General features: G+C 67.6%; 9 protein-coding genes. 8 read left to right on the top strand and 1 reads right to left on the bottom strand.

From position 1 onward, the window contains the following. Window positions 1–166: 166 nt before the first annotated feature. The 8 genes from ACHQ4I_RS02770 (at window position 167) to ACHQ4I_RS02735 (ending at window position 12,892) form a co-directional block, all read left to right on the top strand. A complete protein-coding gene (locus tag ACHQ4I_RS02770) occupies window positions 167–703 on the top strand; it encodes an NUDIX hydrolase (RefSeq protein ID WP_062981726.1) in 537 nt (178 codons plus the stop codon). Next, the gene (locus tag ACHQ4I_RS02765) at window positions 700–3,417 is read left to right on the top strand and encodes a DUF6049 family protein (RefSeq protein ID WP_420770034.1); all 2,718 of its coding nucleotides are present in this window, start codon (window positions 700–702) and stop codon (window positions 3,415–3,417) included. Before ACHQ4I_RS02770 ends, ACHQ4I_RS02765 begins: the two co-directional genes overlap by 4 nt. Before the next feature lie 862 nt (window positions 3,418–4,279). Beyond that, on the top strand, window positions 4,280–8,104 hold the full coding sequence (locus ACHQ4I_RS02760; RefSeq protein ID WP_420770033.1) for a murein biosynthesis integral membrane protein MurJ: 3,825 nt from the start codon (window positions 4,280–4,282) through the stop codon (window positions 8,102–8,104). A 395-nt stretch (window positions 8,105–8,499) separates the two neighbouring features. Then, a complete protein-coding gene (gene sigM, locus ACHQ4I_RS02755) occupies window positions 8,500–9,084 on the top strand; it encodes an RNA polymerase sigma factor SigM (RefSeq protein ID WP_420770181.1) in 585 nt (194 codons plus the stop codon). Between the two features lie 102 nt (window positions 9,085–9,186). Then, window positions 9,187–10,011: a hypothetical protein gene (locus ACHQ4I_RS02750; RefSeq protein ID WP_420770032.1), complete on the top strand. Its 825-nt coding sequence runs from the start codon at window positions 9,187–9,189 to the stop codon at window positions 10,009–10,011. Window positions 10,012–10,125: 114 nt separating this feature from the next. Further along, window positions 10,126–11,148, top strand: coding sequence for a thioredoxin-disulfide reductase (trxB, locus tag ACHQ4I_RS02745; RefSeq protein WP_420770031.1), 1,023 nt, complete (start codon window positions 10,126–10,128; stop codon window positions 11,146–11,148). Between the two features lie 34 nt (window positions 11,149–11,182). Beyond that, the gene (gene trxA, locus ACHQ4I_RS02740; protein ID WP_420770030.1) at window positions 11,183–11,509 is read left to right on the top strand and encodes a thioredoxin; all 327 of its coding nucleotides are present in this window, start codon (window positions 11,183–11,185) and stop codon (window positions 11,507–11,509) included. 186 nt (window positions 11,510–11,695) lie between these two features. Beyond that, window positions 11,696–12,892, top strand: a complete 1,197-nt coding sequence (locus ACHQ4I_RS02735; RefSeq protein WP_420770029.1) for an N-acetylmuramoyl-L-alanine amidase — start codon at window positions 11,696–11,698, stop codon at window positions 12,890–12,892. A gap of 152 nt (window positions 12,893–13,044) precedes the next feature. Here the strand turns inward: ACHQ4I_RS02735 and ACHQ4I_RS02730 are convergent, their stop codons facing one another. Then, window positions 13,045–13,767, bottom strand: a complete 723-nt coding sequence (locus ACHQ4I_RS02730; protein ID WP_420770028.1) for a GNAT family N-acetyltransferase — start codon at window positions 13,765–13,767, stop codon at window positions 13,045–13,047. Window positions 13,768–14,053 lie beyond the last annotated feature (286 nt).

Below are 14,053 nucleotides of genomic sequence, written 5' to 3'. Positions count from 1 at the left end.
CTGCATCCTCGGACTTGGGCGAAACCACGAAGTAGCAGCTTACCGAGCGGCGGCAAGTGTTATCACAGCGCAGTGACCCCCAGATATATAAGGCCTCCCGCATGCGCAGACCCGCAAACCCCTGCGGCGGCGCAGTGACCACAATTCAACCCAGTAGGATTGCGTGGTGTCTCCGGCCGATCGCGCGAACAGTCGACGCCGCCAGCCCCGGCGCCGCGGTTCGGCCGCCAATGCGGCGAAACCGCGCATGCGCACGGTACGGGAAACCTCGGCGGGCGGACTTGTCGTCGACGGATTGGACGGGCCGAGCGATAAACGCAGTGCGGCGCTGATCGGGCGCACCGACCGACGCGGCAGACTGCTGTGGTCGTTGCCCAAGGGACATATCGAAGAAGGGGAGACACCCGAGCAGACGGCGATCCGGGAGGTCGCCGAGGAGACCGGAATCAACGGAATCGTGGTCGCCGAACTCGGCAGCATCGATTACTGGTTCGTCACCGAGGGTCGCCGGGTACACAAGACCGTGCATCATTATCTGCTGCGCTCCATCGGGGGTGAACTGTCCGACGCCGACGTCGAGGTCACGCAGGTCGCGTGGGTTCCGTTGAGCGAACTGGATTCTCGGCTGGCCTACGCCGATGAGCGGCGCCTCGCCGAAGTGGCGAACCGGATGATCGACCGGATGGAGACCGGCAAGCGATGACCCAGACTTTTCGGCATCGCGCAGCGATTCCGTGGGGGGTGGTGAACGGGCCACGGGTGGGCCTGTTCCGGATCATCGTGGCGGTCCTGACCATTCTCGGCTCGGCGACGGCGCTACCGGTGCTGATCGCCCAGCACGCCGCCGCCCAGCCGACGACGCCGAATACTTCGTCGTCGCCGAAATTCCTGAAGCTGACCCTGGATTCGGTGAATCCGTCGGCGGTGACCACGACCAGCGACCCGACCCTCACGGTCGCGGGCACCGTCACCAATATCGGCGATCGGGTGGTCCAGGACATCAGTGTCCGCATCCAGCGCGCCGCCGCGGTCGCGACACCGAGCGCGCTGCGCTCGACACTGCGGCTGGATCAGGTCAACTACGACGTGACCGGCCCATTCGAGGATATCGCCGAACGTTTGAGCCCTGGCCAGCGCAAACAGTTCACGATCAGCATCGCGCTGCGCTCGGGCAGCTCCGCCGCGCTCGATATCACCAAGCCCGGCGTCTATCCGCTGCTGTTGAATGTCAACGGCGAACCGGCCTACGGCACGCAGGCCCGCCTCGACGATGCCCGGTTCCTGCTCCCGGTGCTCGGCGTCCCGCCCGCGGCCGACGCCTCCGGCGCGGCGGCCCAGCCGGTGCCCGCCGTCCCCGATACACCGGCGGCGACCACATTGCTGTGGCCGCTCGCCGATCGCCCGCGACTGGTGGCCGGAGTTCCCGGCTCGGTCAACGGTAAGGCCGAGCTCACCGACGACGAATTGGCCGCATCGCTGGGCAAGGGCGGGCGCCTTGACCAATTGCTCGGCGCATTGGAGTCGGTGCTCGGCACCAATCCGGCGACCCGCGATCGGACGCTGACCTCGGCGGTCTGCATCGCCGTCGATCCCGATCTGCTGATCACCGCACAGGCGATGACCAAGGGTTATCGCGTGCTGGCCAGCCCGTCCGATCCGGACGGCGCGACCAGGGCCGGCGCCGGCGCGGATCAGGCACAGACCTGGCTGGACCGGCTGCGCGCGGTCGCCGCCTCGGTCTGCACGGTCGCGCTGCCGTTCGCGCAGGTCGATGTCACGGCGCTGGCGGCGGTCAACGATCCGGAGCTGTCCGCGCGGGCACTGGACGCACCCGCCGATATCGTCGACTCGATCCTGGCCACCAAATCGGTGCGCGGGGTGAGCGTGCCCGATTCCGGATCCATCGATGACAGCGCGGGAATGTTGTTGCGCAGCCACGGTTTCGGGACCGCCGTACTGGCCGATACCGCCGCCGTCCCGCTCGGCACCGCCGGTACCGCCGCGGCTTCCCAGCCCCCGACGACCAGCGGGCACAACCTCGCGGGCAATCAGAGCACCGCCAACCAGAGCACCACGAGTCAGCCGCTGCCGGAGACGAGCACGCCCGATGTGGTCCGCCTCGCCGAAATCGCCCCGGTGCCCGGCCCGTCGAACGGCACGGTGGAGGCGACAGCGGAACCGCAGACCAGCGCGTCGCCCAGCACATCCGCACCCGGCACATCCACCGCCACACCGACCGCCACAGCCAGCACACCGGCCCCACCGGCGGCCTCGCCCGTCGATCCGGCATTGCACGCGGCGACCTTCGACATCTGGTCCGCGACCGCCCTCGCCGCCGTCGGCTCCAACCCGCCCACCCCGTCGTTCACGCCGTCCAAGGTCCGCTACGACGTCACCAACGACTCCCGGATGGCCCGGTTGCAGGACGCACTGGGCGCCATCACGTGGACCGCACTGAACCCGGAGCCGAACCGCCCGCGCTCGCTGTTGCTGGTGCCGCCGCAGCAGTGGGGCGCGAACCGGGAAGAGGCCACCGCGATCCTCCATCAGGTCGATCTGCTGCTGCGCAACAACCTCGCGACCCCGCGCGCGCTCGCCGAGCTGGTCGCCGAGCAATCCGACGCACAGCCATACGAACCCGACTACCTGCCGCAGGCCGACCACGACTCGGTCCCGGATCGCTTCGTCCTCCCGGTCCGCGACCAGGCCCGCCGGATCACCGAACTCATGCGCGCACTCGTCGAGGTGCCAGAGGCCGAGCCGACACCGCGCCAGTTCCTGACCCCACTGCGCGAGGATCTGCTGCGCGTGCTGACGCTGTCGGACCGCCGCTCCGGCGACTCGGCACAGCCCGACACCTACGCCCAGCGCCGCCTCGACCAGACGACGCGCACCATGGACCGGCTCTACGGTTCGGTCACCGTGCTGCCGCCCGGCGGGGTGTATACGCTGGCCTCCGAACAGAGCCCATTGCTATTGGTCGCCCGCAACGACCTGCCGGTCGCCATCAGGATCAGGTTCCGGATCGAGTCGCCAGCGGAGACGAAGATCACCGATCCCGGCGAGGAAACCCTGCCGCCGACCGGAAGTCGGTCGTTCCAGATTCCGACCGAGGTCAGCGATAGCCGTAACCTGGTCATTCCGATCTCCCTTACCACGCCCGATGGAATAGCGCTCGGCAATCCCACCTCGGTCTCGGTGCGTTCGAACGCTTACGGTCAGACCTTGGCAATAATTACGGCGTGTGCCGGAATACTGCTGCTCCTGTTGGCCGGGCGCCGGTTGTGGCGCCGGTTCCGGGGGCAGCCGGATCCGGCGGACGAGGGATTCGATCCCGGCACCCGGCGCCGGGTGAACAGGTACCGCCGCGCCCGCAAGCGCGCACTACGACAGCAGGAGCAGCAGGAGGCGAGATGACGACGACACCGCGTGCATGCTCGGCTGTCGTCGCTGTGCTTCTCCGACCGACCCGCAAGCAGTCGGTCGCCCCTGATCGGTCCCGACCCCGCACCACTCGTGGCATCGTGGAGGACAATCGCGTAACACCCTGGACGCTATCGGCCGGGTGGCGGGGGGACAGCATGGCGCAGGAGGCACGATGAGCGACGATGATCTATCCGCTCATCGGCAACGACCTGCTGATCGGCCCGACGGACCCCAGGCCCGCCGGGCGCCCGCAGCTCCCTGGGAACGGCGCCTGGCGCAGCCACCGGCAAACGAACCGGAGGATGCGGACATGACTCCCGATGACCGTTACGGCGATTCGCCGCGCGTGCCACAGGTGAGCCGTCCGGGGCAGCCGCAGCGTCCGATGCCACCGGCCCGCCCGGCACCGCGCGCCCCGCAGCCGCCCACCGGACCGATGGCGCCGCCGTCGGGCGCGCTGCCTCGTCAACCCGCGTCGCCGCCGTCAGGCGCGCCTCGTCAACCCGCATCGCCGCCGTCGGGCGCGTTGCCCCGCCAACCCGCATCGCCGCCGTCAGGCGCATTGCCCCGCCAACCCGCGCCGCCGCAGCGGCCGGGCCCACGACCTCCGCAGTATCCGGACCCTCAGCAATATCCGGAACCCCGGCCGCACCCTGGACAGCAATCGCATCCGGGCCAGCGCCAGTACCCGCCTGCGCCACCGCCGCCCGGTCCGGCGCGCCCCCGCCCCATGCCGCCCGGCCAGCCGGTTCCGGGACCGCCGGGACCGCCGCCGCGGCAGCGTTTCGCGCCGCCGCCGAACTATCAGGCGCCGCGGCCGAGCTATCAAACACCGCCGCCGCAGCCACCCGCGATGCGGCAGCCGCCGATCGAGCGACCGCGACCGGAGCATCAGCACGTCGATCGGCAGCCCCCGGTCGAACGCCAGCGCCCACCACGGGAAGCGGGCAACCGACCGCGGACCCAGGAAGTGCCCGCCGCACCCGCCACGGGCGCGGTCGCCACCGAAACCAAGCAGAGCGCGAGTTCACGCCTGCTGCGCGACTCCGGTTCGATCGCGATCGCGACGCTGATCAGCCGGATCACCGGCTTCGGCAAACAGCTGCTGCTGCTGACCGCGCTCGGCCCGGCCATCGCCAGTGCCTACACCTCGGCCAACCTGATCCCGAATATGATCACCGAGCTCGTCCTCGGCGCGGTGCTGACCGCGATGGTGGTGCCGACGCTGGTGCGCGCCGAACAAGAGGACGACGATGGCGGCGCGGCATTCGTCCGCAGGCTGGTGACCGCCGCCTTCGCGGTGCTCTCCGCGGCCACGCTGTTCGCCGCCGCGGCCACACCGGTGCTGGCGACCCGTGTCTTCGTCTCCTCGGAAGGCAAGGTCAATACCGAGCTGACCACGGCACTCACCTATCTGCTGGTGCCAGCGATCCTGTTCTACGGCATGTCGGCGCTGTTCACGGCGATCCTGAATACCCGGCAGAATTTCAAGCCGGGCGCGTGGGCGCCGGTGCTGAACAACATCGTCGTGCTGGTCGTGCTGGCCCTCTATGCCTTGACACCGGGTGAGATCACCCTGGATCCGGTCCGGATGAGTGATCCGAAACTGCTGGTCCTCGGCGGTGGCATCACCATCGGCGTCGCGACCCAGGCGCTGAGCCTGTTGCCCGCGATCCGGCGCAATCACATCGACCTGCGTCCGCTGTGGGGTATCGACGCGCGGCTCAAGCAGTTCGGCAAGATGGGCTCGGCCATCATCCTGTACGTGGTGATCAGCCAGGTCGGTCTGATCGTCTCGAATCACATCGCCTCGGCGGCCGATGAGGCCGGACCGGCGATCTACACCAACGCCTGGCTGCTGCTCCAATTGCCTTACGGCGTACTCGGTGTCACGCTGCTGACCGCGATCATGCCGCGGCTGAGCCGCAATGCGGCCGCCGACGACACCCCCGCCGTGGTGGACGATCTGTCCGTCGCGACCCGGTTGACGATGATCGCCCTGGTGCCCGTGGTCACGTTCCTGACGCTGGCCGGACCACAGGTCGGCGAGGCGCTGTTCGGCTACGCGCGCTTCTCCGGTGACGCCCAGCGTCTCGGTGAGGCGGTGAGCTGGTCGGCCTTCGCGCTGATCCCGTACTCCCTGGTGCTGATCCACCTGCGCGTCTTCTACGCGCGCGAGCAGGCGTGGACGCCGACCTGGATCATCCTCGGCATCACCACGATCAAGATCCTGTTCTCGGCACTGGCTCCGTTCCTGGCGAGCAGCAGCGACCAGGTCGTGATCATCCTCGGTGTCGCGACCGGCCTCGGGTTCCTGGCCGGCGCCATCATCGGCGGCTATCTGCTGCACCGCAGCCTCGGCGATCTGCGCATGGTCAATGTCGGACGCACGGTGACCCGCGTCCTGCTGGCCTCGATCGCGGGCGGTGCGGTCATGCTCATCGTGGACAAGGTGCTCGGCCTGGACCGGCTTTCCGGCGGGCCCGGCTCACTGATCCGCGTGACGCTGTCGGCGATCGTCATGTTCGCGGTCGCGTTCGGGCTGATGCGCCTGGCCGGTATTCCGGAGATCGTCGCGATCACCGTGGCCATTTCCCGGCGCCTCGGCTTCACCCCGCCCGCCCCCGATCTCGACCTCGACGGTCCGGTCGAGGACGAGTACGCGACGCAGGTGTTCCGGCGGCCCGATCCGTATGTGGCATACCCTGGTTTCGACCCGTACATGGATGCCCAGACCATGGTGCTACCCGTGATCAGAGCTCATACCGTTGACAGCACCGGTATGGGTGAGTTCCCGTACCCTGTTCGGCAGAGAAGCACAAGTGGCGAGATCGCCGGAACTTCGACAAATCAGGCCGAAGGAGGAACGAGGGTGAGCGACGACGCGGCGCTGGGCGGCGTCCCAGCCGCCGAATCTGCTGCGACCAAGGCAGGCGGGCTCTCCACAGATGTTCCGCCCGCCGGGGAGACATCCGATCCCGCATCCGCGAATCAGGGTGCCGAAAGCGGTCCGCCGGAGCACGATTCCGCGCCCGAATCCGGTGAGCAACCGCGGGAGGCTCCGCAGCGCGATCCGATGTACGACACCGGGATGATCCCGATCCCGCCGCAGCTACCGCCGATGGACGACGTCGGTCGAAGAACGCCGCGGGGCCCCAAGCTGATTCCGGGCGCTTCCGTAGCGGGCGGCCGCTACCGGCTGCTCGCCAGTCACGGCGGCTCCCGCGGGCTCAAGTTCTGGCAGGCGCTCGATATCAAGCTCGACCGCGAGGTCGCGCTCACCTTCGTCGACGCCGATCAGAAGGCCACCGACAACTCCGGCCACGACGGTCCGCAGGCCATCCTGTCGCGCACGCTGCGCCTCGGCCGGATCAACTCGCCGGGCCTGGCCCGCGTGCTGGACGTGGTGCGCGGCAGCTCCGGCGGCATCGTGGTGGCCGAGTGGACACCGGGCCGGTCGCTGCGCGAGATGGCCGAGACGGTGCCGTCGCCGATCGGCGCGGCCAGAGCCATTCGCGCGCTGGCGTCCGCCGCCGAACTGGCGCACCGCGGCGGTGGTTCGCTGTCCATCGACCATCCGGACCGGGTGCGAATCAGTGCGACCGGTGACGCCGTGCTCGCGTTCCCCGGCACCCTCGCCGATTCCGACGCGCAATCCGATGTGCGCGGCCTCGGTGCCATGCTCTACGCGTTGATCACGGCGCGCTGGCCGATCCGCGCGGGCGGTATGACCGGTACCGCCGCGACCGTCGGTGGGTTGCGGCTGGCCGATTTCGGCTCGGACGGCACCCCCGTCGAACCGCGCCAGATCCGGCCCGAGGTGCCCTTCGAGATCTCGGCGGTCGCGGTTCGCTCGCTGGAATCGAATAAGGGTGTGCGCACCGCGGCGACCGTGCAGCACGTGCTCGAACAGGCCTCGGTGGTCGATCAGAAGACCGATTTCATCCCGGTGCTGCGCCTGGGTCAGCGTCCGCCGAGCGGCGCCGACGAATCGCTCGCCGATCCGGAATTGCTTGCGGCGGAACGGGAACGCTCGCAGCGGATGATGTGGATCATGGTCGGGCTCGGCATCCTGGCCGCGCTCGTGGTCGGCATCATCATCTGGTGGATGGTCAGCGTCTTCGCGCCCGGCGCCTCGGACGCGCCGCTCAACGAGCAGCGCAATATCGGCCTGACCACCAACAGCTCACCCGCACCGGCACCGGCCACCGGTGGCACGACGGGTTCGCCCGCGACCGGGGTGCCGGTTCCGGTGACCGGCGTGACGGTCTTCTCCCCGGAGGGCACGCCGGACAATGTGAGCGGTACGGGGGCGGTGCTCGATCACGATCCGGGCACCGTCTGGCGCACCGACCAGTACTTCCAGCAGTTCCCGGCGCTCAAGAAGGGCGTCGGGCTGCTGGCCACACTGCCGAGTCCGGCCAAGCTGACCAGTGTCTCGATCGAATCGCCGAGTCCGGGCACCTCGGTCGAGATCCGCACCTCGCCGACGGCCTCGCCGACGCTGGACCAGACCCAGTTGATCGGCTCGGCACGACTGGAGAACGGCATCACCGAAATCCCGGTCCGCACCGATCAGGCGGCCCGCTACGTGCTCGTATGGATCACCGGTCTCGGCAACTCCGGTGGCCAGTTCCAGACCTCGATCGCCGACCTCCGCTTCGACGCCGCGGCTTGACCGCCTCCCCGCTTATGTGCCGCTAGGGCCGCGTTCAGGTCCTGCGTCGAGTGCCCATCGACTGCTGGGCATACCCGACGAGTTACCCAGGTTCTCGCGAAACCAATTGTCGCGTTTCGCATCCCGCCCGCCGGTGTCGATTCCCCGGGCATATAGCACCGGTCCGGCGAGCACCCGCATCCCGCACTCGTCTGGTTGCTGCCAAATCTTTACTGACGATATGATCGTCCCGCGCTCTCGGCAGGGGAGCTCCCCGGGTTCTGGTTGTTCGATCCTGGATGCTGCGAAATCTTCGATGACGGTCGCTCGCGTCCGTCATCGCGTGAGAGCTGTCCAAGGGGTTGGTTTTGCCGTCCGAGCTGAACGAGGATTCCCGCGGGGGGAAATCGCGTCCGGTGGCGTTCCGTGAGCGTTCGTTCGCGCCCGATGAGCTCACCGACGCCGAATTGCTGCAAGCCCATGTGCGCGGCCAGCGCCACGCCTTCGCCGAACTCCTGCGCCGCCATAACGACCACCTCTGGCAGACCGCCCTGCGCACCTCCTACACCCGCGAGGACGCGGCCGACTCGCTGCAGGACGCCCTGCTCTCCGCGCACCGCACCGCCGCCTCGTTCCGCGCCGAGGCCGAGGTGCGCAGCTGGCTGCACGCCATCGTGGTGAACGCCTGCCTGGACCGGATCCGGCGCAATAAAACCCGCCGGGCCGTATCGCTGTCGCCGGAGACCATGCCGGAACCGAAGGACACCAGGGACGATATCGCCGAGCTGGAGATGTCGCTGGTCATCGACCGCGCCCTGTTCACGCTGCCGGAGGATCAGCGGGCCGCGCTCGTCGCGGTGGAATTGGAGGGGCGTAGTGTCGCCGAGACGGCGGCCCTGCTCGGCGTTCCGGAGGGGACGATCAAAAGTCGATGCGCGCGCGGGCGGCAGCGGCTGCAAGAACGTTTGGAATTTCTGCGTGATCCGGGGAACCGGAAGTAGTTGAGGTGCGTCATTAATAGTGACGGACAACCAGACGATGTACATGCAGTGCCCGCGACATGCGGGCTCCCGCGATATCTGATCGAGAACACCGGAGGTGCGATGGCGACCCGATCCGTTCCGCAGCCTCCGTTCTCCCCAGAACTGCTCGCCGACCTGCACGCCGACAATGTCGCGCCGGAACTCAGCGAACAGCTGTGGCCCGTGGTCCGCAGCGATCCGGAGGCACTGCGGTTCCTGAATTCGCTGGACGACGTCAACGCCGAACTGCGCACCCTCGCCCGCGACGAGCGCATCCTCCACCCGATGCCCGCCGATATCGCGGCCCGGCTGGAGGACTTCATCGACGGCCTCGATCTGGGCGAGGAGCCCACCGAGCGGGTCGCGACCATCCATCATTTGCCCTCGGCCGCCGCGTGGCCCGAATCCTCTGATGACGCAACCGTTTCCGAGACGCACCCGGTCGCGAACACGCATCCGGAAGCCCTTAACGCGCCGATCCCGCTCGCGGACCGTCGCCCACGCCGACTCCGCTGGCTCGCCGCCGCGGCGGCCGTCATCGCGGCCGCGGCCTGCGCCGCCATCGCGGTGGCAACCATGCGCGGACACGAGGTCGCCCCGACCGCACAACCGACCACCGGCAATGTCCAGCTCGGTGACGAACTCAACGCAACCGCCGCACTCACCGCACTCGGTCGCAACGACGTCACCGGCGTACTCGGCACCCCGGCCGCCCTGAACCGCTGCGTGCACGCCAACGGCCTGGACCGCACCGTGCTCGGCTCGACCAATACCACCTTCCAGGGCAGGGACGCCGTCCTGATCCTGCTGACCGGCCCACGCCCACACAAGATCACCGCACTGGTCGTCGGAATGGGTTGCGGCACCGACGATCCCCAGCAGTTGGCACTCGCCGATATCGGTTAGAGAGTGGGCCAGTTCACGTCTGGCCGTTGTCCCACATCACGTCGGGAACAACACCGTTTACCCTGTTGTTGACCGACACGTCTAACGAATCTCCCTCGGAAGGGTTCCACGAGCATGCCAGTTCGCGACTTGATCATCGTCGGCTCCGGACCCGCCGGTTATACGGCCGCCGTCTACGCCGCCCGCGCCGAACTCCAGCCCCTGTTGTTCGAGGGCACCCAGTTCGGTGGCGCACTGATGACCACCACCGAGGTCGAGAACTTCCCGGGCTTCCGCGACGGCATCATGGGCCCGGACCTGATGGAGGAGATGCGCGAGCAGGCCAAGCGGTTCGGCGCCGATATCCGCACCGAAGACGTGGACGCCATCGACCTCACGGGGACGGCAGCCGACGGAGTCGGCGGGGTGGGTGAGCGCAGCGGCCCGATCAAGACGGTTACCGTCGGCGATGAGACCTACCAGGCCTACGCCGTGATCCTCGCCATGGGCTCGGCCGCGCGCTACCTGAACGTCCCCGGTGAGCAGAAGCTGCTCGGCCGCGGCGTCAGCGCGTGTGCCACCTGCGACGGCTTCTTCTTCAAGGGCCAGGACATCGTGGTGGTCGGCGGCGGCGACTCGGCGATGGAGGAGGCGACCTTCCTCACCAAGTTCGCCAGCAGCGTGACGATCGTGCACCGCCGCGAGGAGTTCCGTGCCTCGCGCATCATGCTGGAGCGGGCCAAGGCCAACGAGAAGATCAAGTTCGTGCTCAATGCCGAGGTCGCCGAGGTCAACGGCGATACCAGTGTGACGAGCCTGACACTGCGCGACACCCGCACCGGCGAGACCTCGGAACTGGCCGCGACCGGTCTGTTCGTGGCGATCGGCCACGACCCGCGCAGCGAACTGGTGCAGGGCCAGGTGGAACTGGACGACGAGGGCTACGTGCAGGTGCTGCATCCCTCGACCGCTACCAACGTGCCCGGCGTCTTCGCCGCTGGCGATCTGGTCGACCACACCTACCGCCAGGCCATCACCGCCGCGGGCACCGGCTGCCGCGCCGCGATCGACGCCGAGCGCTGGCTGGCCGAACAGGGTGACATCACCGCCAACACCCTGGACCACGCCGGTACGCCAGTTGCCGTGCCCGCCAACTGAACTCATCACTTTTTCACCCGCAAGGAGATAACCCATGTCCGAGAACACGGTCACCGTGACCGACGCGTCCTTCGCCGACGAGGTGCTGCTCAGCGAGAAGCCCGTCCTCGTCGACTTCTGGGCCGACTGGTGCGGTCCGTGCAAGATGGTCGCCCCCGTACTGGAGGAGATCGCGGGCACGCACGCGGATAAGCTGACCGTGGCCAAGCTGGATGTGGACGCCAATCCGGGCACGGCCCGCGATTATCAGATCCTTTCGCTGCCCACTATGATGCTGTTTTCCGGTGGTAAGCCGGTTAAGCAAATCGTCGGCGCGAAGGGCAAAGCCGCCCTGCTGCGTGAACTCGACGGCATAATCTGACGTTTCATAAATCGACACGTCCAAAAAACGCCGTCATTCGACGACGCGCCGTAGGATGCCTGGACGCCGGCAATTGCTGAATTCCGGTCCGGGTCTGAGACAATCGACCGACCTCCGGTCGTGCGAAGGTGTGTAGCCATCGCATGAGTGGGTACCCGGGTTGACGGAAGGAAAGGGCTCTCACGCATGCACCGACTTCGTCACGGCGATACCGGTCCAGCCGTCGCCGAGGTTCGGAGCACCCTGGCAAGTCTCGGGTTTCTGCATACGCACTCCGCCGCAACCGATCACGCTGATGCGCGAGAGTACTGGAAAGACACCGACGCTTCCTTCGATCGCCAGCTCGACTCGGCGGTTCGCGCATTCCAACAGCATCGCGGACTGCTGGTCGACGGCGTCGTCGGACCGGCGACTTATCGGGCGCTCAAGGAAGCCTCCTATCGCCTCGGCGCCCGCACGCTGATCTACCAGCTCTCCGCACCGCTCTACGGCGACGATGTGGCAACCCTGCAGCGCAGGCTGCAGGACCTCGGTTTCTACGTGCACCGCGTCGACGGCTACTTCGGACCGCACACCCATGAGGCCCTCACCGCATTCCAGCGGGAGATCGGCCTGGCCGCGGACGGTATCTGTGGTCCGGACACGCTGCGCTCGCTCGAACTGCTCGGCGCGCGCGTCACCGGCGGCAATCCGCACCGGATCGCCGAGGAAGAGGTCGTGCACCGGGCCGGTCCGCAGCTGACCGGTAAGCGGATCGTCATCGATCCGGGCCTCGGCGGTCCGGACAAGGGCTTTGCGGTGCCGACCGAATACGGCGACGTCTACGAGTCAGAGATCCTCTGGGATCTGGCCAGCAGGCTGGAGGGCCGGATGGCCGCAACCGGCATGGAAACCTTCCTGTCGCGGCCGTGGGGCGCCAATCCGACCGATGCCGAGCGTGCCGACACCTCTAATGCCTTCGACGCCGATCTGATGATCTCGCTGCGCTGCGCGACCAATCCGAGCCCGTCCGCGAACGGTGTCGCGGGCTTCCACTTCGGCAATTCACACGGCTCGGTGTCGATGATCGGCCAGGTGCTCGCCGGATTCATCCAGCGTGAGGTCGTCGCGCGAACCTCGTTGCAGGACTGCCGAACTCACGCACGCACCTGGGACCTGCTGCGGCTCACCAAGATGCCGACCGTACAGGTCGATATCGGTTACCTGACAAACGAATACGACGCGTCGGTACTCACCAATCCCCGGATGCGCGATGTGATCGCCGAAGCCATCCTCATCTCGGTGAAGCGGTTGTATCTGCTCGGCCAGGACGATCAGCCAACGGGCACATACACTTTCGCCGAACTACTCGCGGAAGAGCTGGCCGCAGCCGACCGCATGTAGTGAATTAGGTTGAGGCCCAGGCAGATTGGGCATCAACCAGGATCAACGCAACAACTGATTTCGCATGGTAACTCGTCGGGCGCGCCCAAAACCCAGCCAGGCACCCGACGCAGGAGCTGAGCGCAACCCTCGCGGCACCCGACTGGTTCGGCCTAAGGACGCGGCGAGGCGGTAAGCGCAGCGGCCGCGAGCAGTTGATCGAGCGCCCGCTCGACGTCTTCCTTCCAGCCGTGATCGGAGTTGAGCTCCAGGCGCAGCCGGGGGAAGCGATGATGCGGCGCCACCACTTCGAAGCCGACGTCCTCCAGGAAGTCGGCCTCGATCATGCAGGTCTCCGGCGAACATTCGGTCGCCTTACCGGCCGAGGCCGCGTCCCGGACCGGTGAACCGATCCGCTCCATCAACCGCATCGAGCCGAGCGAACGATCCGACATCGCCGTCGCCGGCGGCTCGGTGCGAATTCCGAAGGCCTCCAACGCACGCACGCCACGACGCACCAGATCGGCCACCACGGCCGTCATGAGTCGCTGGGCTATGTCAGCATCCTGGTAGGGGAATTCGGCCTGCAGCGTGGTCAGCAGGACCGCGTCCGGGCTGACCGGTGATGTGGGGAAGAGTGCGGCGCGTGGTACGGCACTAGGCGGCGAATACAGCGCACACCCCGCGACATTGCCGTCCACGTTCGCGACCTGACCGCACGAACCCCACTCCAGCATGACCGTGGAGAGCCAGGCCTCCTTCTCGAAGACCGGATCGCTGAACTCGCGCGAGGTCGCCGCGAGGGCAGGATCGATCTCCCAGAACACGCAACGCCGTGCATGCGCGGGCAGGTTGTCGAGTCCGCCGAGGGTTAGTGCTGTGACGCTGGTCGACACCGCTCTGCTCAGCCTCCAGCTGTCCGATTCATCCACACTCACGCCGTTATCACTCGCCAGCAAGAATAAGCGATCAAAGGGAACCCGCCTCATTCCACGTCGCTGTGTTTGGATTTGCGGCGTTCCCGGTGCCCAAGTGGTTAGGCAAGCTACCGCCCCGGGCCCGTCGCTCACGCCGCTGTGCTGTTGGTAAGGAGCCTGGCCGGAGGCCGTTTTCCGACGCCGTCACTGTGACGTTTCGACGCTGGACTCGTGCCTACCGGAAACACAGGGCTATTTTTGCCAC

It is taken from the genome of Nocardia nepalensis, assembly GCF_048910785.1.
GTDB lineage: Bacteria > Actinomycetota > Actinomycetes > Mycobacteriales > Mycobacteriaceae > Nocardia > Nocardia nepalensis.
Note: the sequence above shows the minus strand (reverse complement) of the source record. Positions and strands in the feature narration are given on the sequence as shown.